Annotated in this window: 23 protein-coding genes; 10 read left to right on the forward strand and 13 right to left on the reverse strand. The window is 58.9% G+C overall.

Translation table 11 applies throughout. The annotated features are described in order from the left end of the window. Positions 1–200: 200 nt before the first annotated feature. Positions 201–2,642, reverse strand: coding sequence for a GcvT family protein (locus ACZ25R_RS22165; RefSeq protein ID WP_472462237.1), 2,442 nt, complete (start codon positions 2,640–2,642; stop codon positions 201–203). Continuing rightward, entirely contained in the window at positions 2,639–3,535 is an 897-nt protein-coding gene (locus ACZ25R_RS22170) for a phosphotransferase (protein ID WP_472462238.1), read from the reverse strand. The genes ACZ25R_RS22165 and ACZ25R_RS22170 overlap by 4 nt, the downstream gene beginning before the upstream one ends. Positions 3,536–3,710: 175 nt before the next feature. Here ACZ25R_RS22170 and ACZ25R_RS22175 point away from each other — a divergent pair, with 175 nt between their 5' ends. Both ACZ25R_RS22175 and ACZ25R_RS22180 read left to right on the forward strand, forming a co-directional pair. Continuing rightward, positions 3,711–4,517 carry a DeoR/GlpR family DNA-binding transcription regulator gene (locus ACZ25R_RS22175; protein WP_472462239.1) on the forward strand — a complete coding sequence of 269 codons (807 nt, stop codon included), beginning with the start codon at positions 3,711–3,713 and terminating at the stop codon, positions 4,515–4,517. Between the two features lie 28 nt (positions 4,518–4,545). Continuing rightward, the gene (locus tag ACZ25R_RS22180; RefSeq protein ID WP_472462240.1) at positions 4,546–5,115 is read left to right on the forward strand and encodes a methylated-DNA--[protein]-cysteine S-methyltransferase; all 570 of its coding nucleotides are present in this window, start codon (positions 4,546–4,548) and stop codon (positions 5,113–5,115) included. Here the strand turns inward: ACZ25R_RS22180 and ACZ25R_RS22185 are convergent. Next, entirely contained in the window at positions 5,112–6,497 is a 1,386-nt protein-coding gene (locus ACZ25R_RS22185) for an aminotransferase-like domain-containing protein (protein WP_472462241.1), read from the reverse strand. The genes ACZ25R_RS22180 and ACZ25R_RS22185 overlap by 4 nt on opposite strands. 198 nt (positions 6,498–6,695) lie before the next feature. Between ACZ25R_RS22185 and ACZ25R_RS22190 the strand changes: the two genes are divergently transcribed. Next, positions 6,696–7,088, forward strand: a complete 393-nt coding sequence (locus ACZ25R_RS22190) for a DUF983 domain-containing protein (RefSeq protein ID WP_472462242.1) — start codon at positions 6,696–6,698, stop codon at positions 7,086–7,088. 39 nt (positions 7,089–7,127) lie between these two features. On the opposite strand, the gene ACZ25R_RS22195 is transcribed toward ACZ25R_RS22190, so the two are convergent. Further along, complete coding sequence (locus ACZ25R_RS22195; RefSeq protein ID WP_464661798.1) at positions 7,128–7,868, reverse strand: SDR family oxidoreductase; 741 nt, start codon at positions 7,866–7,868, stop codon at positions 7,128–7,130. Between the two features lie 99 nt (positions 7,869–7,967). Here ACZ25R_RS22195 and ACZ25R_RS22200 point away from each other — a divergent pair, with 99 nt between their 5' ends. Beyond that, entirely contained in the window at positions 7,968–8,579 is a 612-nt protein-coding gene (locus tag ACZ25R_RS22200; protein WP_472462243.1) for a TetR/AcrR family transcriptional regulator, read from the forward strand. 29 nt (positions 8,580–8,608) lie between these two features. Here the strand turns inward: ACZ25R_RS22200 and ACZ25R_RS22205 are convergent, their stop codons facing one another. The 5 genes from ACZ25R_RS22205 to ACZ25R_RS22225 all read right to left on the reverse strand — a co-directional run bounded on the left by ACZ25R_RS22205 (position 8,609) and on the right by ACZ25R_RS22225 (position 12,856). Then, on the reverse strand, positions 8,609–9,784 hold the full coding sequence (locus ACZ25R_RS22205) for an acyltransferase family protein (RefSeq protein WP_464661795.1): 1,176 nt from the start codon (positions 9,782–9,784) through the stop codon (positions 8,609–8,611). A 210-nt stretch (positions 9,785–9,994) separates the two neighbouring features. Continuing rightward, positions 9,995–10,435: a 30S ribosomal protein S16 gene (gene rpsP / locus ACZ25R_RS22210; RefSeq protein WP_464661793.1), complete on the reverse strand. Its 441-nt coding sequence runs from the start codon at positions 10,433–10,435 to the stop codon at positions 9,995–9,997. Positions 10,436–10,453: 18 nt separating this feature from the next. Further along, positions 10,454–10,762 (reverse strand): chorismate mutase, encoded by a 309-nt coding sequence (locus tag ACZ25R_RS22215; protein WP_223613835.1) that lies wholly within the window; start codon positions 10,760–10,762, stop codon positions 10,454–10,456. A gap of 2 nt (positions 10,763–10,764) precedes the next feature. Then, positions 10,765–12,336 carry a signal recognition particle protein gene (ffh, locus tag ACZ25R_RS22220; RefSeq protein WP_346305174.1) on the reverse strand — a complete coding sequence of 524 codons (1,572 nt, stop codon included), beginning with the start codon at positions 12,334–12,336 and terminating at the stop codon, positions 10,765–10,767. A 244-nt stretch (positions 12,337–12,580) separates the two neighbouring features. Continuing rightward, positions 12,581–12,856, reverse strand: coding sequence for a BrnA antitoxin family protein (locus ACZ25R_RS22225; RefSeq protein ID WP_472462244.1), 276 nt, complete (start codon positions 12,854–12,856; stop codon positions 12,581–12,583). Positions 12,857–13,246: 390 nt separating this feature from the next. Here ACZ25R_RS22225 and ACZ25R_RS22230 point away from each other — a divergent pair, with 390 nt between their 5' ends. Together ACZ25R_RS22230 and ACZ25R_RS22235 are read left to right on the forward strand one after the other, a co-directional pair. Next, positions 13,247–13,741, forward strand: coding sequence for a hypothetical protein (locus tag ACZ25R_RS22230; protein WP_472462245.1), 495 nt, complete (start codon positions 13,247–13,249; stop codon positions 13,739–13,741). Positions 13,742–14,507: 766 nt separating this feature from the next. Further along, the gene (locus ACZ25R_RS22235) at positions 14,508–15,329 is read left to right on the forward strand and encodes a lytic murein transglycosylase (RefSeq protein ID WP_346305172.1); all 822 of its coding nucleotides are present in this window, start codon (positions 14,508–14,510) and stop codon (positions 15,327–15,329) included. A gap of 60 nt (positions 15,330–15,389) precedes the next feature. On the opposite strand, the gene ACZ25R_RS22240 is transcribed toward ACZ25R_RS22235, so the two are convergent. From ACZ25R_RS22240 to ACZ25R_RS22255, 4 genes are all read right to left on the reverse strand, one after another. Further along, positions 15,390–15,800: a Cif family virulence factor gene (locus ACZ25R_RS22240; protein ID WP_472462246.1), complete on the reverse strand. Its 411-nt coding sequence runs from the start codon at positions 15,798–15,800 to the stop codon at positions 15,390–15,392. A gap of 3 nt (positions 15,801–15,803) precedes the next feature. Continuing rightward, positions 15,804–16,472, reverse strand: coding sequence for a carbonic anhydrase (locus ACZ25R_RS22245; protein ID WP_223613829.1), 669 nt, complete (start codon positions 16,470–16,472; stop codon positions 15,804–15,806). A 146-nt stretch (positions 16,473–16,618) separates the two neighbouring features. After that, positions 16,619–17,503: a pyridoxal kinase PdxY gene (gene pdxY, locus ACZ25R_RS22250; RefSeq protein ID WP_472462247.1), complete on the reverse strand. Its 885-nt coding sequence runs from the start codon at positions 17,501–17,503 to the stop codon at positions 16,619–16,621. A 47-nt stretch (positions 17,504–17,550) separates the two neighbouring features. Next, entirely contained in the window at positions 17,551–17,811 is a 261-nt protein-coding gene (locus ACZ25R_RS22255; RefSeq protein WP_472462248.1) for a hypothetical protein, read from the reverse strand. A gap of 139 nt (positions 17,812–17,950) precedes the next feature. On the opposite strand from ACZ25R_RS22255, the gene ACZ25R_RS22260 reads away from it, so the two are divergent. From ACZ25R_RS22260 to ACZ25R_RS22275, 4 genes are all read left to right on the forward strand, one after another. After that, positions 17,951–18,571: a LemA family protein gene (locus ACZ25R_RS22260; RefSeq protein WP_464661781.1), complete on the forward strand. Its 621-nt coding sequence runs from the start codon at positions 17,951–17,953 to the stop codon at positions 18,569–18,571. 60 nt (positions 18,572–18,631) lie between these two features. Then, entirely contained in the window at positions 18,632–19,420 is a 789-nt protein-coding gene (locus ACZ25R_RS22265) for a TPM domain-containing protein (protein ID WP_472462540.1), read from the forward strand. An 8-nt stretch (positions 19,421–19,428) separates the two neighbouring features. Further along, positions 19,429–20,061, forward strand: coding sequence for a TPM domain-containing protein (locus ACZ25R_RS22270; RefSeq protein WP_223613826.1), 633 nt, complete (start codon positions 19,429–19,431; stop codon positions 20,059–20,061). A gap of 106 nt (positions 20,062–20,167) precedes the next feature. Continuing rightward, a complete protein-coding gene (locus ACZ25R_RS22275) occupies positions 20,168–24,961 on the forward strand; it encodes an NAD-glutamate dehydrogenase (RefSeq protein ID WP_472462249.1) in 4,794 nt (1,597 codons plus the stop codon). Positions 24,962–24,973 lie beyond the last annotated feature (12 nt).

The following is a 24,973-nucleotide window of genomic DNA, read 5'->3' on the forward strand; positions in this document are numbered from 1 at the left end:
CGGCGCAAACAATCGACTGTAACTGTCGTCGCTGGGCATAAGAGATAGACTCCGGTTTGGTGATACGCGGTTGAAAATATATCAGCTGCGTGCTGCCATTTGGTCCCCTCTGCGGGGAAAGTCAACCCCCCGGAAATTATGCCGCAGGGCGTTGATTTGCTGCTGTTTCAGCGGGCTTGTCTGACGGGGCTCCGGACGCTTCACGCCTTCACTTTTGCGTTGTGCGGATCATAGAGCGGTTCGAGATGGATCGCGGCGGGAAAGCGCTCATTGGCGACGACAAGTTCATAGGTTCCCCCGGTCAGAAAGCCGTCCGTGACACCCTCGGCATGACGCACATAGCCGAAGCCGATGGGCTTGCCGAGCGTATAGCCAAAGCCGCCGCTGGTCAGGTACCCGACCGCCTCGCCGTTGCGCAGGACTGTTTCGCGCCCGAGGAGAACCGCGTCCTCGCTCGTAACGGTAAACCCAGCGAAGCGCTTTTTGAGTGGTGCTGCCTGAATGGCCTCGCTGGCCTTCCGGCCGAGAAATTCCGTATCCTTGCGCAGTTTGACGGCCCAGCCCAGTCCCGCCTCGAAAGGCGAGTCATTGGGCGTGATGTCGGCACCCCAGGCACGGTAACCCTTTTCCAGCCGCAGGGATTCCAATGCCCGGTATCCGACCGGCTTGATACCGAAATCGGCACCGGCCTGCATCAGGGCATCGAAGACGGCGCCGGTCGCGGCAATCGGGATGTGCAGTTCCCAGCCGAGTTCGCCGACATAGGTGACACGCAGGGCGCGGACCGTTGCTCCTGCAATGGTGATTTCCCTGACGTGACCGAAGGGGACGGCGCTGTTGCCGACATCGGTATCCGTGACACGGGCGAGAACATCCCGCGCCTTTGGCCCCATCAGGGAAAGCGTGCCGAAATGCTCGGTGATATCGGTGAGACGCGCCTCCAGCCCTTCGCCGATATGCTCCCTGATCCAGGCAAAGTCATGGGTGCGGAAACCGGTGCCAGTGACGATATAGAACTTGTCTTCGGCAAGCCGCGCGATCGTGAGATCACACTCAATGCCGCCGCGCGTGTTGAGAAGCTGTGTATAGGTCAGGCGCCCGACAGGCTTGGCGACATCATTGGCGCAGATGTAGTCCAGTGCCTTTAACGCGTCCTTGCCCGTCAGTTCATATTTGGCAAATGACGACTGGTCGAAAATGCCGACGTTTTCACGCACCAGCGCATGTTCCTTGCCTACCTGATCAAACCAGTTCTGCCGGCCCATGGAATAGACATCAACGGGCTCTGTTCCTGCCGGGGCAAACCAGTTGGGCCGCTCCCATCCAAGCTTTGAACCAAAGACCGCGCCATGCTCCTGCAGGCGTTTGTAGAGCGGCGAGACGATGGCTGGCCGCCCGGACGTATATTCCTCGTGCGGGAAGCCGATCGTGTAATGCTTGCCATAGGCCTCCAGCGTGCGGTCCCGGACCCATTCACGGTCGCGATGCAGATTGGAAAAGCGCCTGATGTCGACGGTCCACAGATCGAGAGGCGCTTCGCCATCGATGACCCATTGCGCGAGGACCCAACCGGCACCGCCGCCCGAGGCGATGCCGAAGGCGTTGAAGCCTGCGCCGACAAACATGTTGGAGCATTCCGAAGCCCGGCCAAGGATGAAATTGCCGTCCGGCGTGAAACTCTCGGGGCCATTGATCATCTGTTTGACGCCGACGGTTTCGAGCGCCGGAATGCGTTCGATGGCCTGCAGCATATGCTGCTCGAAATGATCGAAATCGTCGTCGAACAGGCGGAACTGCCAGTCCTCCGGCACATCGCCGGTCACCCAGCCCTGCGGATTGGGCTCATAACCGCCCATGACCAGCCCACCCACCTCCTCCTTGAAATAGGTGCGCCGATCGGGATCGCGGATTGTCGGCGCGTTGGAGGACAGGCCATCGATCTTTTCCGTGATGATGTACTGGTGCTTGACGGGCTGCAGCGGCACATTGATCCCTGCCATCGTCCCGACCTGGCGTGCCCATTGCCCGGCGCAATTGACCACCTTCTCACAGGCGATGTCACCCTGGTCCGTCTTGACCTTGACGATGCGCTCGCCGTCCATCTCGAATCCGGTCACGCGGATGTTTTCGATGAGTTTCGCGCCGTTCATGCGCGCGCCCCGCGCCAGCGACTGGGTGATGTCGGACGGGCTTGCCTGCCCGTCTGTCGGCAGCCAGCTTGCGCCCACCAGATCGTCGACCCGCATCAGCGGCCACATGGCCTTGACCTCCCCAGGCGAAAGCAGGTGCATCTCCATGCCGAAGCTGCCGGCGGTCGTCGCCAGCCGGCGGAACTCGGTCCACCGGTCCGGATTGGTGGCAAGGCGCAGGCAGCCGGTCATTTTCCAGCCCGTTGCCAGACCGGTTTCTTCGTCGAGACGCTTATAGAGATCGACGGAGTATTTCAGGACGCGCGTGATCGATGCGGAGGAGCGCAACTGACCGACCAGGCCCGCCGCGTGCCAGGTGGAGCCTGATGTGAGTTGCCCCTGTTCGAGCAGAACGACATCGGCCTTGTGATCCTTGGCGAGATGATAGGCGGTGGAGCAGCCGATGATGCCGCCGCCGATGACGACGATCTGGGCGTGACTGGGCAGGGTCATGATTTGTTTCCATAGGTGGTTCGAAACCGGTCGAGCGCCTGATCCAGCCGCTCCAGATTTTCGTGGGTATAGGCGACGTAATCGACGCCGGGTGCGTTGAGATACAATTCCGATACCATCGCCCACATCGCCTCGCGCAGCAGCGAGGCGCATTGCATGGCGGCATGGGCACGTTTCAGCGCGTAATCCGGCGCAGCCCCGAAATAGGCGGTGAGAAGCACGTCCGATTCGTCGTCGCTCAGGCCCGCATTGGAAGCGATGCCGGCGAGATCGAACATGGCCGTGGAAAATCCGGCATATTCGAAGTCGATCAGCCAGAGGCGTTTGCCGTCATCGAGGATATTGGCGGGCAAAAGGTCATTGTGGCTGAAGATGATCGGCAAGGGCATCTGTGCCGCCTCCATCTCCGTGGCTATGGCGAGGTAGCCGTCCAGGTGGCCGGCCATGCGGCTCCTGCCTTCCTTCAGGGTGCGGGCATAATCGCGGATCACGTGGAACACCCAGAACATGAAACCGGGGCCGGTGACGTGCTCCGGCATTGCCGTGTGAAACCGCCGGATCAGCTCTGCAACACCCACAATGTTGGTGCGCACGTCCTGGGAATCGTAGGTTTTCGCCCCGAGAAACGCCGATACCATGATGCCGTCATCCGCATGAAACAGTTCCGGCGCGAAACCGGCGCGATGGGCCGCCTTTGCCGTCATCGCTTCGCGGTCGCGGAAGACATGGTGAAAGGGATAATCCTTGCCGAAGCGCACCACATATTTGCGGGTGTCATCCTCGACGACATAGCTCTCATTGCTGATCCCGCCCTTGAGCATCGATATGCGGATGTTGCCATGCCAAAGCGGCAAGGCAGCAATTCGAGCTTCACTGGTCTGGGTCTGCGGCATGGGGCAATCCAGAAAACAAGGGCCCGGATTGGGCGCTCACTGCAGCAAATCTCATCCGCATGTCTGGCGTTGTCAATCCAGATTTGTGAGATTTTGTGGTTTTTATGACTGTTTTATAAAGTTTATGTGGTATTACTTTCGGAAAGCGCGTGAAGTTGCGGGATTGAAGAGGTGTTTGATGAGTTCCAAACGGCGTGGCGAGATTGCCAGAGTGCTGCAGGACGAGGGCACGATCTCGATTGCGGATCTCGCACAAAGACTGGGTGTCTCGCTTGAAACGATCCGGCGCGACGTCAAACCCCTGACGGATGAAGGGGTGATCGTGCGCACCCACGGCGCCGTGGGATTGCCGCAGCATCTGGGGGAAGCACCGTTCGAGCGGCGCATGCGGGAGAACGCCAGCGCCAAACGGGCAATTGCCCGGTATGTGGCGGGCACGATCCGCAGCGGAGATTCGATCATGCTCGATACGGGGACGACCACCAGCTTTCTGGCGCGCGAACTCCTGCACCACCGCAACCTGACAGTCGTGACCAATTCATCCGACATTGCCCGGACGCTGGCGACCGTCAACGGCAACAAGGTGTTCATGGCGGGAGGCGAATTGCGCAGCGACAACGGAGCGGCGTTCGGTGCTTTTGCCATCGACTTTGTCAGCCGGTTCAACGTTGCCCATGCGGTCATCTCCATCGGCGCCATCGACGCGACCCACGGGTTGATGGACTATAATCTGGAAGAGGCCGAGTTCGCGCGCATGGTCCTGTCGCGCGGCGGACGTTCGGTTGTGGTAACCGACGCTTCCAAGTTCGGCCGGCATGGTCTCGTTCAGGTCTGCGATTTCACCGGTTTCGACGAGTTGGTGACGGATTCATCACCTCCTGCCGATATTCTGCAGGCGCTTGGCCGGGCCGGAGCCAAGGTCAGCATCGTCGGTGAAGGCGCTCGGCAAGAAACGGGTGGCGGTCAAGTCGCGGGCGGATAAAATCATCGGTGTGAGTCGGGAGAGGATCGTGACAAAGACCCTGCGCTACAGGCATATACAGACACCCATCGGCCCCATGATCGCCATGGCGAATGATGAGGGGCTGTCTCTGCTGGAATTCGCCGACCGGCCGGCGCTGCCAGCGGAGCTCAACGAGCTGGAGCAGCGCTATCGCTACACGATCATACCGGGCGAGCATCGCTATCTCGATCAGATCGACAGGGAAATGACCTCTTATTTCAACGGCGTGCTCACGCGGTTCGAGACGCCGCTGTTTTTGCCTGCCACACCGTTTCAGCGTACGATATGGTCGATGCTTCTCGCCATTCCCTACGGCGAAACGCGGACCTATGGCGGTATGGCGCAGGCGCTTGGCAGGCCGAATTCGAGCCGGGCTGTGGGAGGAGCGAACGGGCAGAACCGCATCGCCGTTGTCGTTCCCTGTCACCGGATCATTGGCGCGGACGGATCGCTGACCGGCTATGGCGGCGGCCAGCCGCGCAAACGTTTCCTTCTCGATCTCGAACATCGGATTGCTGCGCAGACATCCGGACAACCGGTGTTTCACCCGATCACGGCGCAGGGAAGCTTTCTTTAAACAAGGATTCCGGTTGCGAAACGCGGCTCATGCAGCAGTCGGTCGAGCAGGACCAGCGCCTGCTCCAGTCTCGGCCTGTTCGGCGCCGCACCCAGTGACAACCGCACCGCTTCGGGGTGGGCGGGTGCTATGCTGAAGGCCGAAGCGGGCACGATGCCAATGCCGGACCGGCGGGCCAATGCGGAGAATTCCGCTGCACTCCACTGAACCGGCACATCGAGCCACAGATGATGCCCCGCGGGATGGGCGGCAAAATGCCAGTCCTTCAGCACTTTCCGTGCGATTGCCTGCCGGGCGCTGCTTTCCTCACGAATGGCCGCGGCGATCCCGTAAAGGCTGCCGTCATTGATCCAGGCGGTGGCGATGGCCATCAGCAGTGGCGATGCGGTGGGGTTGCTGGCGCGCAGGCTGGATGCGAGTTTCAGCACATCCAGCGCGGAAGGGCAGACCACATAGGCGACACGCAACGCCGGTGTGACACATTTCGACAGCGTGGCGATGTGCCAGGTGATGTCGGGCGCTATCGAGGCGATGGCCGGCAGCGACGCGTCGAGAAGTTCCGCATATGGGTCATCCTCGATGATCATCACGTCATTGCGCTGGGCAATGCTGACGATTATCTGCCGGCGCGAAAGCGGCATTGTCACTGTCGTCGGATTGTCGATGGACGGGCAGAGGTAGATCGCCTTCGGTTTCAGGGTTCTGCAGCAACTCTCGAACACATCGGGAATGATACCGTTCCTGTCCATGGCGAGCGGGTGCAGGGGAATATCGAGCGCCGAACACACGGACTTCAGGCCGGGATAGGTGAGGGTTCCGGCGCAGATGGAGCCGCGCCCGGCCAGAAGACTGCAAATGGCAAAGAGTGCGCTTTGGGCTCCGCCTGCGACCAGCAGCCTGTCGACCGCCGGGGCTGCGCCAAAACGCGGCGCCAGCCATTTGGTCCCGGCGGCCCGCGCCGCTTCCGTCCCGGTGCTTTCCTGGTAGCTGAGAAAATGGCTTGAAGCGCCGTTGAGCACATGGCTGACACCGTGGATCAAGTGGCTGTGGATGTCGGCTTCCGGGGGCTGCGGCGGAATGATCATGGTGAGGTCGAGATCCGTCAGAAGCGACGCCATGCCCTGGACCGGCGGTGTCAGGGCACCCTTTATGATCGTGCCTGACCCGACTTTCGCTTCAATGAGGTCGAGGCGGCGCGCTTCGGTCATCGCCCGTGTGACTGTGGTCAGATCAATGCCAAGCTCTTTTGCAATCGCGCGCTGCGGCGGCAGCGCATCGCCGGGTTTGAGAATGCCGGAACCAATGTCTGCGACCAGCGCATCGACAATCCCCTGATGCTTGTAGCGGGAACTGGCGGCGATACGGGGTTTCCAGGTGGTCATGATGGACTCTTTGTATGGGCTTAAGCCATACAATTACCCATGATATGCCATCAGGACAAGGACAAATCTTCCGTGTGACAAAGCGTCATGCTTGTTTATTCGCATACAATCCGTATATTTCTTTCAGATAGTATGCTGATTGTATGTATATTTATAAAAAATAGCATACAATGAGGCTTCACTCGAAAGGCATCAGCCATGTCACAGACAGGCCACTACCACCCGACCGACAATCCGATGAAGACCGGCATTCTCGGCCGCTGTCCGCAATGTCAACAGGGGCGGCTGTTCCACGGATTTCTCAAGCTTGCTCCCTCCTGCGAGGTTTGCGGGCTCGACTATGCCTTTGCCGATCCGGCAGACGGTCCGGCGTTTTTTGCCATGACCATCGTGGCTGTTCCAGCCATGCTCTTCGCGCTCTGGCTGCAGACGACCTACGAAGTCTCAATCTGGGTGCATCTGCTCACCACACTGCCCCTGACCCTGTTCGGCAGCCTTATCCTGCTGCGGCCGCTGAAGGGCTGGCTGGTGTGTTCGCAATTCTTCCACAAGGCCGAAGAAGGCCGCCTGGTGCGCAAGGGCGAGCAGTAAGAACGGCCCAGGCAATAAGGCCGGGGCCGGTCCCGTCGATCACGTGTTGGCGCCGCCGTCGATCGTCAGCGACGTGCCGTTGATGAAACGGCCTTCCTCACCGGCAAGAAATGCCACCAGACCAGCGATGTCCCTGGCTTCGCCGAAGCGCGGAATGGCCATACGGGCGCGCTGGCCTTCGGCATGATCGCCATCGGCAGGATTCATATCGGTATCCGTCGAGCCGGGATGGACGATGTTGGCGGTAATCTCCCGCGGCCCGAGATCGCGCGCCAGTGCCTTGGTCAGGCCGATCAGAGCAGCCTTGCTGGTCGAATAGGCAATCAGGCCCGGGAAGGGAACGATTTCCGCCAGGTTGCTGCCGATGCTGATGATGCGTCCGCCAGCAGGCATGAATGCTGCAGCTGCCTTTGCCGCCACAAAACTCGCGCGGACATGAATCGACATTACCCGGTCGAACTCTTCCAGTTCCAGTTTATCGACGGTGTCCATCGTATAGACCCCGGCGCTGTTCACAAGAATGTCCAGCCGCCCAAGTCTGGCGTGGGCTTCATGCACCGCACTCCCGACAGCCTTCGCATCGAGATTGTCCGCCTTGATGGCGATTGCCCGGCGTCCAAGCGTCTCGATGGCCTTGACCGTCGCATCCGCCTTGTCCGGGGCGCTGGTGTAGGTGATGGCGATATCGGCACCGTCTTCGGCCAGTTTAAGGGCAATGGCTGCGCCGATACCGCGGCTTCCGCCGGTGATGAAAGCAACTTTAGGAGAGAGGCGAGGCATCGATTTTCCTTTATGTAATGATTGATACATAAATAACTGCCACTCTTGCACCGAAGCGTCAAGCGATTTATGTATTGATTGTTACAAAAGGAGATTGCCATGTTGCCGAAGGGCCGGCCCCGCGCCTTTGACCGTGATGCCGCACTGGAACGCGCGATGCGTGTTTTCTGGCAGAAAGGCTATGACAGCGCTTCCATGAGTGATCTGACGGAGGCCATGCAGATCAATGCACCAAGCCTTTACGCGGCTTTCGGCAGCAAGGCTGGCCTGTTCAGGGCGGCGGTGGAACTTTACACGGATCAGGTGGGGCGGCGTATCAAGAACGCTTTGCCGACAGCGACGACGGCAAAGGAAGGTATTGCCGATTTTCTCAAGCAAACCGCAATTTCCCACACGCATCCCGGCCAGCCGCATGGATGCATGGTCGTGTTGGGAGCGTTGCACGGTGAGGAGGGTGCGGACACACCGTGTTCTCTCTTGCGCGAGCGCCGCCTCGAGAATGTGATGCTTTTGCGCGAGCGGTTGGAACGCGGGGTGCGCGACGGTGAGCTTTCCGCAAAGGCCGATCTGCAGCAGATCGCCGAGTTCTACGCCACCGTACAGCATGGGATGTCGATCACCGCTCGCGACGGGGCAACGCTGGATCAGCTGGTGAAAACCGCACATGCGGCTATGGCAGCCTGGGAGGGGCTGACGTCAACCCCGGGATAGAATGATCGAAGACCGGCCTTCGTCAGGATTTAGACGGGCGCGGATGCGGGATTGTGATGCCCTTCGTGTTCTCCTCGTCCCAATTCTACGCCGGGGCGTTCGACAAACAAATGAACGGCCAGGGCCCAAAGTACCAGGCTGACAAGAACACCGAGGATGGCAATCCAAAAGTTGAGGTCAGACGCCATCGCAAAATCGCGGAAGGGCTGGACGGCAAACAGCGCATACAGAACCAGCCCCTGCATCATGTAAACCGCATAGCTGATTTCGCCGAGCCTGATGCAAGGCTTTGCAATGAGGAATCCGAATAAATCCGCGCCGCTGATCAGAAAATAAAATGCGAGGCCGAGAAGCAACGCTACCTCCGGCCGGTAAGCGCTGCCGTAAAGCAATATAATGGCAATCAGGCATACGGTGCACAGGACGGATAAGACAAACTTTGGCAATTTGAGCAGATAACCGGAGACCTCAAGCGAAGCGCTGACCATTCCACAGGCAAAGAAAACGTAAAAGACCAGGGTTGAACTGCCGCTCATGAGAACGAGAACCAGTGCCGTCAACAATGTCACGATCGCAAAAGGCAGGTGGGTGTGCGCCTGTCTGGAGAAGATGGCTAGAGCAGGCAAAGCAAAATAGAACTGCCATTCATATTGCAGCGTCCACGTAACGCCTGCCAAAATTGTTGCTGAACTTGGCTCATTGTTCATCCCGGTGAACGGAAAGATTCCGATGGCCATGTTTTGGATGATCTGAAGAAGGTATTGCGACAGCGGTATCTTCAGGACGCCGCCGGACTTCCAAAAGATAATTGCGACAGCGAGAGAAACTGCCAGGCAATAAACGGGCGCAAGTCTGAAAAATCTGCCCTTCATCAGCTCGGCAAAGTCCAGGCGTCCCTTTGAGCGGACAATTTTCGCCCAGAATAAATAGCCGGTTATCATGAAAAAACATGCAACACTGACCTGTCCGATAAGCGTGTAGAATCGTGAGGGAGGAACCTGCCATACACCCGACCGGATGAACTGATAGTAAATTACGGAATGGTGGATCGCCACTCCCAGCGCGAGAAACCCGCGGACACCGTCAATGGCATTCACACGAACCGCCGTCGATTTGAAGCCGGCCCGATCAAAGCCCGGAAGATATGTCAAAAGCATCAGTAGGGCGAGGCACACGAATGTTGGCCAAATCGAATATACGGTCATGAATGTACCCGCGTGATACTTGATCCAAGCACCCTGTGGTGGCTTGTTGTGATGCGTGAGAGATGATTGCCGTCAAACGGCAAAGAGGTGAGTAAATGATGTATCGGGCGCTCGCTGTTTTTTAAAGTCGTGTTCTTTATTTGCAAGAGCAAAAACAAAAACGGGCGGCCGTGAGCCACCCGTTTTGCAGTCTCGGCGATGCAGTAAAGCTTACTCGCTGGCAGCAACTTCTTCAGCCGGTGCTTCGGCAGCGGCCTTGGCGGCTTCTTCAGCGGCCTTTGCAGCTTCAGCTTCAGCGGCAATCTTTGCCTTCGCGTCTTCTTCGGCCTGCTTGGCCATGGCAACGCGTTCCTGAGCCTTCTTGCCCGGAAGACCCTTTTCAGGGTTGCTGCGCGTGTCGCGCTTGGCAATGCCAGCCTGATCGAGGAAGCGCAGAACGCGGTCGGTTGGCTGCGCGCCGTGGCCGATCCAATGCTGGATGCGGTCAGCGTCGAGCTTGACGCGATCGCCGTCCTTGGGAAGCATCGGGTTCCATGCGCCAACCGTTTCGATGAAGCGGCCATCGCGTGGGGCACGAACGTCAGCAATGACGATGTGGTAGTAGGGGCGCTTCTTGGAGCCGGCACGTGCCAGGCGGATTTTCAGTGACATGGGGTATTCTCCTGTTGGTTAGTTCGCGGCGTTTTCTTTGGCCGCAGTTGTTTCGTGATGTCTGATCACTTCCTTGACGATGAAGTTGAGAAACTTCTCGGCAAAATCCGGGTCGAGGTCGGCCGACTGGGCGAGGGCGCGCAGACGTTCGACCTGTTGTTTTTCGCGCGCGGGATCAGCGGCTGCGAGGCCGTTTTTGGCCTTCAGCACACCCACGGCTTTGGTGCAGCGGAAACGTTCCGCCAGCATGTGGATCAGCGCCGCATCGATATTGTCGATGGAGGCACGCAGTTCGAGCAATTCTTTTGGCAGAGAGGAAGACGTCATGATTATCCCTTCTTCTTCGGCAGGCCGGGAAGCCCGCCACCAAGGCCGGGCAAGCGCGGGAGGCCGCCGCCCAAACCACCACCGAGGCCGCCCGGAAGACCGGGAAGACCACCACCCTTGCCGAAGCCTGCGGCTTCCGCCTGCTTCTGCAAGGCCTCAAGCTGTTTCGGGTCCATCTTCGAGAGGTCAGGCATGCCGCCCATACCACCCATGCCGCCGAGACCCATCTTGGCACCAAGACCGCCCATCATCTGCTTCATGATGCCGCCTTTGCCCTTGCCGCCCATCGCCTTCATCATATCCGCCATCTGGCGGTGCATTTTGAGAAGCTTGTTGATGTCGGCGGCATTGGTGCCGGAGCCCTTGGCGATGCGCTGCTTGCGCGAATGTTTGAGCAAATCCGGATTGGTGCGCTCGGCTGCGGTCATCGAGGAAATGATCGCCAGCTGGCGCTTGAAGATGGAATCATCGAGGCCGGCAGCGGCCATCTGATCCTTCATCTTGCCCATGCCGGGCATCATGCCCATGATGCCGCCCATGCCGCCAAGCTTCTGCATCTGGCCGATCTGATCTGCCAGATCGTTAAGATCGAACTTGCCGGACTGCATCTTCTTGGCCATCGCCGCGGCTTTTTCCGCGTCGATGTTTTCGGCTGCCTTCTCGACCAGCGAAACGATGTCGCCCATGCCGAGAATGCGGTCAGCGATACGGCGGGGATAGAATTCCTCCAGCGCATCCATCTTTTCGCCGGTGGCGATCAGCTTGATCGGCTTGCCGGTGACGGCGCGCATCGAAAGCGCGGCACCGCCACGGCCGTCACCGTCCATGCGTGTCAGGACGAGACCGGTGATGCCGACACGTTCGTCGAAAGAGCGGGCGAGGTTGACGGCGTCCTGACCGGTCAGCGCATCGGCGACGAGCAGGATTTCGTGCGGATTGGCCTTTTTCCTGATGTCGGCCATTTCGACCATCAGCGGCTCGTCAATATGCGTGCGGCCGGCGGTATCGAGAATGACAACGTCATGGCCGCCGAGCTTGGCAGCCTGCACGGCGCGCGCGGCGATCTCGACCGGTGTCTGGCCGGCGATGATCGGCAGCGTGTCGACGCCGGTCTGCACGCCGAGCTGGCGTAGCTGTTCCTGGGCGGCCGGACGGCGCGTGTCGAGCGACGCCATCAGCACCTTCTTCTTCGACCGTTCGGTCAGGCGCTTGCCGATCTTGCCGGTGGTTGTGGTTTTACCGGAGCCCTGCAGGCCGACCATCATGATGACGACGGGCGCCGGGGCATTCAGATCGATGGTGACGCCTTCGGCGCCGAGCATGTCGACGAGTTCGTCATGGACGATCTTGACGACCATCTGGCCCGGCTTGATACTTTTCAGGACTTCGGCACCAACCGCCTTGGCGCGAACCTTGTCCGTGAACGAGCGGACAACATCGAGGGCAACGTCAGCTTCGATGAGGGCCCGGCGCACTTCGCGCAAAGCCGCCGCGACGTCGGCATCCGACAACGCGCCACGGCCGGTCAGACCATTCAAAATCGAACCTAGTCGTTCCTGTAAGCTCTCAAACATCCGTTTTCCTTTATCCTTCCGGGAACCGTTTCCCCGAGAGGTAAGCATCCTCCGCGCCAAAGCCCATAGTTAAAATGCGGCTCAAAGCAAAATTGCACCCGAGGGCGCATCGCGCTGTCGGGTGTTCACCTCCGGGATCGTCGAACCCTTGCGGGGTCCCGGTCGGCTGCTCGGAGTTTGGAACTCGTCGCGGATTGATGGGCGGCTTAAACAGGAAATGCGGCTCAAAGTCAAGACAAGGGCATTAGGCGCGCTTTTTCAATCCTGCCGCTTCGCGCAAGGCCTCGTCGATGCGGCTCTGCCACCCGAGACCGCCGGAACGGAAATAATCGAGCACATCGGGGCTGAGACGGATGGAAACCGGCGTCTTGGTGATATCCGCGACCGGCCTGCCGGGCTTGCGCCTGCTCAATTCGGTAATGAGCACCGTGTCCGGATCCTCCAGCGCAGCCTTGGTCAGTGCGGCATCTTCTTCGGGAGTAATAGACTCGGCACAGGCTTTTGCTGAATTAGGTAGCAAGGACCACCAATGGCCTATTAACCGCCTGATATAGCTAGGAATAGTCCGTTCGTTATTAACTCCTGAGTCTCTTCTCAAGGGTTCAAAACCAAAGCTTTTAGTTCCTTGCGGGCCGTTCCGAACGTTCTGAGTTGGTAGACCGATGCCCGCGTTCGACATCCTTGCAGTCGATCTTCCAGCTTCGAGAAAATCGGTATTAAGAAAAACTTTGGTTACTCTAGCCGAGTTCGAGTTCTTCCGTGCCTACCTGTAGCGAACAGTTCTTCCTCCGTCGAACATCTCTCCAATGAACAAGTGGACAGGCGTAAAGCTTGCCTGTCATCACCCATCTTGGGTTCCGGATGAATGATGCTATCATATGGATTGCTTGCGCAGCTAAGGAAAGGTTGAATGAGGAAACTGAGCCCTGCCGTCGTTTTGACGATGGCGCTTGTTTCAACGTTGTCGAGTGCGCTGGCTCAAAACACTGATCCGAGCGCGCTGACGGCTGCGCCTGTCTGCAGCGACCTCATCAAGAGGCTCGAGAGCGCGATCAAGGAATATAAACGGGCGAAGTTTTCCTTGGATAGGGCAACCCAACTCATGGCATCGGCACGTTATTCCAGCAGGATCGGAAAGATGAACATCGATTTGGCAAGCAGACAGGCTGATGTCACCGTTGCCACTGCTTCTTATGTTGAATCTATCGGCCCTGCCTACAGTTCGGTGGCAGCCCTCAACGCCGATTGTGGCCAAGATGCCTTCAAGGAATCCGGTGTCATATTCACGGAAAAGCTCAATCTGGATATTACCAGATTCATCTCCGAGGGAGTCGACAAATTGGCGGATGAACAAATGGCTGACATCAAGAAGGTGTTCGGCGACATGAAGAGTAGGCAAAAATAGCACGGCCGAGCGCTTTGAATTGCGACCTCGCCTCGTAGATGCGACGTACGGATTCTGTGAACCGAACGCTCAATTTATGTCTGCGATGCTGTCAATCAAATCAATAACTCGGTTACCTGGATCGAGCGTCCTTCACTGGTGTCGTGTGCTTTCTCACGAAGAAATATCTCCTGATCTTCTCGATCAAGGCTACTGCATGCAGGATTTCAAATCTGGTGGTTTTGCTACCTAATTCCGGGCTTTTGCCGCTGCGATGGCTTCTTCACGGGTCTTCGGCTTATAAGTCCGATGTGAAACGTCATTGTTACCAATCCAGTTTTCGGATCGAAAGCAATGTGAGTGCCTGATGTATCCTGTTTCTCATTGGGCATAATCATTTGCCTCCTTCCGGGACGCTCTGCGCAGCGAAATAACGCGAATGGATGTTCCTCTCAATAATTAATGTATATACAAAAATGCGAATGGCTGGGCCGGAAAATTGCAGCCATTTTACAATGAAAGCGGAGCGATGCTGCTTATCAATACGTCTAAAGCCGGCCGCCGAATCAGGTTGTATGTAGCAATTCTAGGTTGTGACGAGTCTGGCGTTTCCGGACTTGCTTACGGTCTTCAAAATGCCTTCAAGTAGCGCCAAAAGCCCGAAACCGGGTCAAAATAAACGGAATTGGCGCGGTTTCGCCAATTGTCGCCGGATTCTGCCAGATGACAGCGGATCAGAAAAATGGCAGATAGGTTCAAAGAAGATTCAACTTTTAAGGAGATTTCCATGGCATTTGTTGCCAAAGCCAGGTTTTTTGCAGGAGTCGCCGCAGCGGTTTTTCTGACTGCGGGTGCGGCGCAGGCCGCCGCTCAGTGCGGCAACAACTCCGCCGGATTTCCGGCATGGGTTCAGCAGTTCAAGCAGGAAGCCCAGTCGCAAGGGATCGGCAGCAAAGGCCTCAACGCGCTCAACAACGTGACCTATTCCACGAAGACGATCGCGCTGGATCGCAATCAGAAGAGCTTCAAGTACTCGCTCGAAAAGTTCCTGCAGGTTCGCGGCGGTCAGACGATCGTGTCGCGCGGCAAGAAGCAGAAGGCGCAGAATGCGGCGCTCTTTGCCAGCATCGAAAAGCGTTATGGCGTGCCAGCCGGCCCGATCATTGCCATCTGGGGCATGGAAACGGGCTTTGGCGCCTATATGGGTGACCAGCACACCCTGTCCGCCGTATCGACGCTTGCCTATGACTGCCGCCGCAGCGACTACTTCCGCCAGCAGCTTTATGCGGCTTTGAAGCTGATCGATCATGGTGATCTGGCACCCGATGCGCGCGGTGCTTTGCACGGCGAAATCGGCCAGACCCAGTTCATGCCCGCCAACGTGCTGAAGTACGGTGTCGATGGTGATAGCAGCGGTCACATCGACATGGTGCGCTCCAAGGCCGATGCGCTGGCATCCACTGCAAATTTCCTGGTTGGTCATGGCTGGCAGCGGGGCGCCGGCTATCAGCAGGGCGAGCCGAATTTCGCGGCGATTCAGGGTTGGAATGCCGCCACGGTTTACCAGCAGGCGATCGCGATCATGGGTGCGCAGATCGACGGCAAATAAAGCCTTTCTTCCGCTCTATCACGTTCAAGAGGCCGGTGTGTTCGCACCGGCCTTTTGCTTTTAGAAGCCTTCACAGGTCTCACCGATGGCGCCTTGGGCACTGGCGCTGATCCTGCCATCGCGGAAGCTGAATATCTCGCGCGTATAGGTGGTGTTTTCGGGGAATTCGTAGCAGACGAGAATGGTCATCCTGCCGTTCTCCATCCCCTCAAGCCGATGCTTCACCTTGGTGTCTTTTGCCGCACTCTCCCATTCGGTGAGTGAAGCGAGGAATTCGCTTTTGTTCAGTTCGACTTCCTGGTCTTCCAGCACAATTGTTGCATCATCCGTCAGCAGACCGGCGAATTCGGCCCGGTCAACCGTTGCAAGCGCCTTGTACCAGCGCTCGACAAGAATCTCTGGTGCATCCCCGGCAAGCGAAGGCACCACGAGGCTGAAAAGCAGCACGACGGCGATCACCAGTTTCCGCATGGGCTACTGTCCCGGCTGCAGGTCGACCAGTTCAGGGTCCGGGCGCAGGAAATCCCCGGTTTCAGGGTTCATCACCCAAAGCTCGCCGGTCGAGATATCGAACCAGGCACCATGCAGGGTGAGGCGTCCCTTCTTTTCCAGGATATCGACACAGGGAAAGCTGCGCAGGTTCCGCAGGGAGTAACGGATGGAAATGCGCTCCAGCGCGGTCTGGCGTTCGAACGGGGTCATCAGCTCGTTGGCGGCGACCGCTTCGGCGGCGGGGGCCACGAGGCTCATCCATTTGCCGATGAAGTCACCGGGCGAAAGCGGCTTGCTTTCCGTATCGAGCGCCGCCTTGATGCCGCCGCAACGGCCATGCCCCAGAACGACGATATTTTTCACCTTGAGGCTTTGCACGGCAAATTCCAGCGCGGCCGACGTTGCGTGGTACTCGCCGTCAGGCTCATAGGGCGGCACCAGATTGGCGACATTGCGGATGACGAAAATCTCGCCGGGGCTGGTGTCGAAAATGATTTCGGGGGCGGCGCGGGAGTCGCAGCAGGCGATTACCAGCGTTTCAGGGGTCTGGCCTTGTTCGGCCAACTGGCGGTAGCGCAGGGTTTCATTGGCATAACGCTGCGCCATGAAGGTGCGATAACCGGTGAGCAGTCTCTCAGGAAGCATGGTCATGATGGTGCATTAATCCCGATTGAAGGGAAGATCAATTGGTCTTGTGTCGGTAGACGCAATGCTGAAATGCGAGACCCCAGAATAGGGCCATTTCACGGCATGTCACCGGAATTGCGGAACCACGCCCCGTGTCGAAACGGCGCAGGTCAGGCCCGGATGCCTTTGCTCGGGTGCGTAAGGCGGCGCATCTGGATCATCGCCATCGGGCTGGACAGGCTGGAAGCATCCGCTTCCAGCATCAATTCGTCGGCGCCGCGCTTGGCCGAACGCGCCATGATCTCAAAGACCGACGCCGTGGTCCGCTGCAAAATCTGCTCGTGGTCGAGGCCAGCCAGCATGCGTGCCAGGAAGAGTGCCGACGTCAGGTCGCCGAGCCCGTTCGTCGGGCCGGTGACAAGGCGGTGCTCTGCCAGCATGGCGAAGGAATGGGTGACCAGAAGATTTCCGGTACCGCCAGCCAGCATCGGATGGGCCGAGGTTACCAGCATCGTGCCTGGACCAGCATGCAGCGCGGCCTGCATGATCGACTTGTTGTCGGGAAGGTCGGCTCCGGCGAGCCAGGCCAATTCGAAACGGTTGGGCGTGGAGATATCGGCAAGAGGCATCAGTTCATCGCGAATGCCGATGGCCGTGGCTTCGGGAACATAAAGGCCTTTCGTGTCGCCGATCACAGGATCGCAGAGGTAAAGCACATCCTTGTTCTGGCTTTTGACCTTCTTGACGAGGCGGGCGACGGATGCCGCCTGCGCGGCATTGCCGAGATACCCGCTCATGATGGCGCGTACTTCGCCCAGCCACGGCGCGCGCTCCAGATCGGCGATCAGATCGTCGAACTGCTGTGGTTCCGGCACAATGCGCTTGGCTGGCCCGTGCCCGGGATGCCATGGCAAGACGACCGTGGGTACCGCCCAGACCGGATGTCCGAGAGTCTCAAGCGCAAACACCGCCGCACGGTTGCCAACGGAACCGCGCACCACGTGGCTTGAAATGACGATGACAGCATTGGAGGAGGGAGCAACAGAACCGGTCATGGGAATACTCGTAAAGGAGTTCGGAAAAGCGGGATGAGTGCGCAGACTCAGCTTTTGCCGGTAACAGAACTGATCAACCAGATAAACATGGCGAGCAAGACAAGCAATCCCAGAAACCGGCCGATGCGTGTCCCCCAGATTTCTATCGGATCGCTGGCATCGGCATCTTGCGCGGCGAAATGCCCCTTGGTTCTGGCAACAGTGCGGTCGATCACGGTTCCGCTGCCGGCATTGGACTCGTGGTTGACGCGTTCCAGAATCCGCGCCGATTCTGTTACAGTCTGACGTTCTTTGTCATTGGCAGCCATGGCGATTCCGCTTGATCCCTGTTGCAAGGCAGCATACCGCTTTGCCAGTTCCTTTTGCAGCAAAAAATGGCTACGCTCAGCCTGCTTCGTTCCAAAACGGCCAACCGGTCGGGAAAATGAGTGTTGAGGAGAGGGTTTTATGCAGAAAATGGCGTCGTCGTCCGGCCTTTTGCCACGCAATGTTTTTTCGGTTCTGGCGCTTGCCATCCTCATGCCGCTGCTTTCCGCATGCGGCTTCAATACGATTCCGACCAATGAAGAGCAGGCCAAGGCCGCATGGAGCGAGGTGCTCAACCAGTATCAGCGCCGCGCGGACCTGATCCCGAATCTGGTCGAAACCGTCAAAGGTTATGCGGCTCAGGAAAAGGACGTGCTGACATCCGTGGTCGAGGCACGCGCCAAGGCGACGTCGGTGCAGGTGACGCCCGATACGCTGAAGGACCCCAATGCCTTCAAGGCCTTCCAGGACAATCAGGCCAATCTCACCGGTGCCCTGTCGCGGCTTCTGGCGGTTGTCGAGAACTATCCCGACCTCAAATCCAACCAGAACTTCCTGGCATTGCAATCACAGCTGGAAGGCACGGAAAACCGCATAGCCGTTGCCCGCCGCGATTATATCGAGGCGGTGCGCGTTTATAACACCTCGCTGAGGACCATGCCGACGATCATCTGGACGTGGATCTGGTACACCGGCAGCCAGCCCTATCAAACCTTCACCATCGACGATTCCGCCAAGCAGACGCCTCAAGTCAAATTCTAGGCTTTCAGAATGCGCACCATGCGCCAAAGCGCGCTCAATACGATGCGACGTCCTATCTTGATGCGGATTTCGCATGGTCTGCTGTTGATTCCGGTTCTGCTTGGGCTGTTGCTGGGCGGTGCCTTCGCGGCTGCGCTGCCAGCCCTGACGGGACGCGTGGTCGACGGCGCAAATGTCATCGATGCGGCAACGCGGGATGCCATCACCCAGAAGCTGGCGGCATTCGAGGCGAAGTCATCCGACCAGGTCGTCGTCGTGACGGTTGCAAGCCTTGATGGAGAGGCGATCGAGCCCTATTCCAACCGGCTTTACCGCGCCTGGGCGCTTGGCCAGAAGCAGGAAAACAACGGCGTCCTTCTGGTCGTCGCTCCCAGTGACCGAAAGGTGCGTATAGAGGTCGGCTATGGGCTGGAAGGAACGCTGACGGATCTGTTGTCCAGGCTGATCATCGAGAACGCCATTATTCCGGGCTTCCGTTCGGGCGACTATTCCGGAGGCGTAGCGCGCGGGGTCGACGATATATTGACCGTGCTCTCCGGCGATTCAGCCGAACTCCAGGCACGGGCAAAGCGGAATATCCAGAAGGAATCCTCCAACATCGACTGGTTCGGGGTGATTTTCATCTCGATCTGGGTGCTGATCTTCTTCGGTGGTTTCGGCATGGCGATCATGGCTTCGGTTTTCGGCCAGAAGATCGGGCCCGGCCGTTACAAATGGCTTGGCATGACCATCGATACGCGATCCTCCTCGGGCGGCGGTTCCGGTGGAGGATGGTCATCGGGTGGTGGCGGTTGGTCTTCCGGCGGCGGCGGTTCGTCGGGCGGCGGCGGCGCTTCGGGAAGTTGGTAGGAGAGAGCATGTCAATGATGAGCGACGAGGATCACGCCCGCATTGCCGAGGCGATCCGTGATGCGGAAAGCCGGACCAGCGGCGAAATCTACGCGGTGCTCGCCCGCCGCAGCGACAGCTATTTCTTCGTCGCCGGTTTCGTGGTCACCGTTGCCATCCTCATTGCAGCTGTCGTGGTTGCACTGGCGGCACACTGGTACTGGTTCACGATTTCACTGCCGCTGTTCGGTCTGGCCATTCTCGCGGCGTTTCTCACCGCTATCCTGCTGATCCGGCTGGTGCCGGGCCTTGGCATGCTGTTCGTGCCCAAGCGCATCCTCTATCAGCGCGCGCACCTCAACGCGGTTCAGCAATTCCTGGCGCGCAATGTTCACCTGACGGAAAAGCGCACCGGCATTCTCCTCTTCGTGTCCCTGGCCGAGCATTATGCGGAAGTCGTGGCGGATGCGGGCATCAATGCGCGTGTGCCGCAGGAGGAATGGAACGGCATTGTCGCAATCCTGACAAACCATGCGGCGCTGGATGATCATGCCTCCGGCTTTCTCAAGGCCATTCGGCATGCGGGGCAATTGCTTGAAACACACTTTCCGGCAGGTCCCGACAACGTCAACGAGCTCGATGACCATCTGGTGGAACTGTAGCCGTCCAAATGTCATGCGAATTTTACCTCCGACGTGCAGTTTGCAGTCGAAAATGCAATTTCAGTGGCTATGATGAGCCAAAATGCCTGTTCAGGGAGAGAATCTGATGGCTTCAACAACAAAATCGGGCGCGAAAGCCGCCCTGAAATCAAAAACAGCAAAAGCCACGAAAGAAAAGAAGCAAGCACCCGGTTTGTTTGAAGAACTGCTGTTTGCGCGGGCGCCGGCAGAAGACCTTGCTGACTACGATGCAGGGGCGCTGAGAACGTCTGCCAGGCTTGCCGAGGATGCACTGAGCCGGTTCAAATCGGGAAAGCCCCTGATCGACCTTTCTGATGGCAGTACCGTCTCCCGCGATGGCAGACCGGTTACGGTTGTCACCCTGATCAATGATAACATGCCCTTCCTGCTCGACTCGGTTCTGGGTGAGATCAGCGAACGGGTTAGCTCGGTCTATCTGGTGTTGCATCCGGTGATGGACGTGGACCGGAAAAGCGGCGCGGTTATCGGTGCTGCAGGACCCGATAAGCCGGGCAAGGATGAAGCCCGCGTCTCCGTGATGCAGATTCACGTGCCGGCGCTGGATGCACCCGTGCGTGAAATCATGGTCGAAGCGCTCAATCTCGTGCTCAAGCAGGTGCGCGAAGCGGTGAATGACCGCGCCGCCATGGTTGCGCGTCTCGGCGATGCGATCGAAGCCTACAAGACCGGCAAGACGCCGATGAAGAAAGCCGCCGCCGAAGAGGCGGTCGAATTCCTCGAATGGCTGCGCGACAACAATTTCACCTTCCTCGGTGTGCGTGAATATGATTATCAGGGCGACGGCAGCCAGGGCGAACTGGAGCGGTCGGGCAAACCCGGGCTTGGTATTCTGCGTGATCCCGATGTGCGCGTGCTCAAGCGCGGCAACCAGGGCGTGACGACCACGCCGCAGATCATTGCGTTCCTCACGGGTCCCGAGCCGCTGATCGTCACCAAGGCGAACACCAAGTCGCTGGTGCATCGCCGCGGCTACATGGACTATATCGGCGTCAAGACCTATGACGCCGATGGCAAGGTGAGCGGCGAATTGCGCTTCGTCGGCCTATTCACCTCCGGAGCCTATACGCGTTCCGTGCTGAAGATCCCCTATCTGCGCTCGAAGACGGAAAGTGTCATCAGCCGCCTCGGATTCAACCGCGAGGATCACTCGGGCAAGCAGCTCATCAAGGTACTCGAGAGCTATCCGCGCGACGATCTTTTCCAGATCGACGTCAAGACACTGACCCGCAATGCCGAGATCATTCTGGCCCTGGGCGAGCGCCCGCGTGTGCGTGTCCTGCCGCGCATCGATCCTTTCGGCCGGTTTGCCTCCATCATCGTCTACGTGCCGCGCGAACGTTACGATTCCATCGTACGCGAAAAGGTTGGTTCCTATCTCGCGGCAACCTATGAGGGACATGTTTCCGCCTATTATCCGGCATTTCCGGAAGGCAATCTGGCGCGTGTCCACTTCATCATCGGCCATGCGGAGAATGACTTCCCCAAGGTCAAGCGCGAGGCTTTGGAAGAAACCGTCCGGTCGATTGTCCGCACCTGGGAAGACGCCGTCGCCGAAGTTGGCGACCGCAGCGGCCTGGCGGAGTTCTCGTCGCTCGCCGCGGTATTCCCCGATTCCTACCGCGAAAACTTTTCGCCGGATGAAGCGCTGATCGATGCCAGCCGGATTGCCGGACTGTCGCGGACCAATCCGCTGTTTGTTGATTTCTACCGTCACCGGACCGATGGCGCCAATGCGGCGTCGCTGAAAATCTATCACTACGGCTCGGCTGTCGCCCTGTCCCAGCGCGTGCCGCTGCTCGAGAACATGGGCTTCCGCGTGATCAGCGAGCAGACGTTTGCCTTGCCTGCTGCCGATGGCAGCCCGCTTTTCGTGCATGACATGGAATTGGTCAGCACATCCGGGTCCTCCATCGATCTCAGGGACAATGGCGACCTGTTCGAAGATGTGTTCCGCAACATATGGGGCGGCGCTTCCGACAATGACGGCTATAATGCGCTCGCATTGACCGGGCAGTTGACGGCACGCCAGATCATCATCCTGCGCGCCTATGGCCGTTATCTGCAACAGGCCGGTATTCCCTATTCGCAGGATTACATCGCCATTGCGCTCAACCGCTACCCGGCGATTGCCAAGCAATTGTTCGATCTGTTCGAGCAGCGGCTCAATCCGAAAAAGGGTGCCGCAACGCAATCGCACCGCAAACAGGCAACGATTCGCGCTGCCATTGAAGAGGCATTGCAGGGTGTGCCGAGCCTTGATGATGACCGTATCCTGCGCCGTTTCCTCAATCTGATCGAATCGACATTGCGCACCAATGCCTTTGCGCCGGAAGAGGATGGCAGCGAACGTGTGACGCTGGCCTTCAAGCTTGACCCGCGCGCGCTGGACGATCTGCCGGAGCCACGGCCCTATCGCGAAATCTTTGTCTATGGTCCCGAAGTCGAGGGTGTCCACCTGCGCTTTGGTCCGGTCGCGCGCGGCGGGCTTCGCTGGTCGGACCGGGCACAGGACTACCGCACGGAAGTGCTGGGCCTCGTCAAGGCACAGCAGGTCAAGAATGCCGTCATCGTGCCGGTTGGCGCCAAGGGCGGGTTCTATCCGAAACGCCTGCCGACAGGCGGCGACCGCAACGTGATCTTTGAAGCGGGGCGTTCCGCCTACATCACCTTCATCGCGACGCTGTTGTCGGTGACCGACAACCTGCATGGCGAAACCGTTGTGCCGCCGGAAAATATCCTGCGGCTGGACGGGGACGATCCTTATTTCGTCGTGGCTGCCGACAAGGGCACGGCGACGTTCTCCGACACCGCCAACGCCATCAGCCAGGCACATGATTTCTGGCTGGACGATGCCTTTGCGTCGGGTGGTTCGGCCGGCTACGACCACAAGAAGATGGGCATCACCGCGCGCGGTGCCTGGGAAGCCGTGAAACGGCATTTCCGCGAAATCGGCACGGATATCCAGAAAGTACCGTTTGTGGCGGTTGGCGTCGGCGACATGTCCGGCGACGTCTTCGGCAATGGCATGCTGCTGTCGCCGCAGACGAAACTCGTTGCCGCGTTTGACCACCGCGATATCTTCATTGATCCGGAGCCCGACGTCAAAGCCAGCCTGAAGGAGCGGCAGCGGCTGTTCAACCTGCCGCGTTCGAGCTGGCAGGACTATGACAAGTCGAAGATTTCGGCGGGCGGCGGCGTGTTCTCCCGTTCGCAGAAGTCGATTACCCTGTCGAAGGAAGCCGCCAAGGTGATCGGCCTTGCCAAGACCACGGCAACGCCGTTCGAAATCATGACGGCCATCCTGAAAGCACCGGTCGATCTCCTGTGGTTCGGCGGCATCGGCACCTATATCCGCTCCAGCTTCGAGACGGACGCCGAAGTGGGCGACCGCGCCAATGACGCCATCCGCATCACCGGGCTTGATGTGCGGGCCAAGGTGATCGGCGAGGGTGCCAATCTCGGCGTGACGCAAAAGGCGCGCATCGAGTTCGGTCTTGCCGGTGGGCGCTGCAATTCCGACGCCATCGACAATTCGGCCGGCGTGAACACCTCCGACGTCGAGGTCAACATCAAGATTGCCCTGGCGCAGGCCATGCGTTCGGGAAAACTGCAGCGCGACAAGCGCGATACGCTGCTCGAATCGATGACGGACGAAGTAGGGCATCTCGTCCTGCGCAACAATTATCTGCAGACGCTGGCACTGTCGCTGGCGCAGCGGCGCGGGTTGACCGATCTTGCCTATCAGTCGCGGTTCATGAGCGAACTGGAAGCCCGGAAGCTGTTGAACCGCAAGGTGGAAACCCTGCCGGATGACAAGGCATTGGCCGAAAGGCAGGCTGATGGCATAGCGCTCAGCCGCGCCGAACTCGGTGTTCTGCTCGCCTACGCCAAGATCGTGCTGTCCGATCAACTGCTGGCCAGCAACCTGCCGGATGATCCCTATCTGGAACGAGGGTTGCTCGATTACTTCCCTAAGCAGATGAAGGAAGGCTACGGCGAGGAAATCCGCACGCATCGTCTGCGCCGGGAAATCATCGCGACGCAGCTTGCCAATGATGCCATCAACCGCGGCGGCCCGACCTTTGTCAGCCGTCTCGCCGATCTGACGGGGCAGTCGGCACCGGATATCGTCCGGGCCTATGTGATCGTGCGTGACGGTTTCGAGGTCGATGGGGTGCTTGCCGACATCGATGCGCTTGACAATGCTCTGCCCGGCGACGTGCAGAACGGGTTCTATGCCAAGGTGGCGCAGATGCTCAACTGGACAACGGCGTGGGTTCTGCGCAACCGGACCGGCGGCATCGGCCTGGAGGCGGCAATCAAGGAAATCAAATCGGCCCGCAGCACGCTCCAGCCCAAACTGGAGAAGCTGTTGCCGCCGTCCATGAGCAGCCAGCTGCGCGACGATACGGCCTATTACGCCGGACAAGGCGCACCGGCGGCCTTGGCGGCTCAGCTCGCCCGGCTGGAAATCGCGCCGATCATTCCGGATATCGCTGCCGTCGCCCAACAGGCCGGTACCGACATTGCCAGTGCTGCCAAGGCGTATTTCGATATTTCCGAAGCGTTCCGCATCGGCCGCATCGTTGAAGCCGCCCGGGGTGTTTCCGTCGCGGACTACTATGACGGTATCGCGCTGGCCCGTGCATCCGACCTGATTTCGCAGGCGCGGCGCGGCATTGCCGTGGCGGCGCTCAGCGAGCATGGCAAGAAGTCCGATCCGGCCAAGGAATGGCTGGCCGGACGCGGCACGCAGGTCGATGAGGTGCGTCAGCGTATGGCGAATATCGTCGAGGGCGGGGATCTCACGGTCTCGCGTCTCGCCGTTGCCGCCGGATTGCTTTCCGACCTGTCCTAGAACAGGCTGGGG

This window comes from Phyllobacterium sp. RCAM01083, assembly GCF_055685835.1.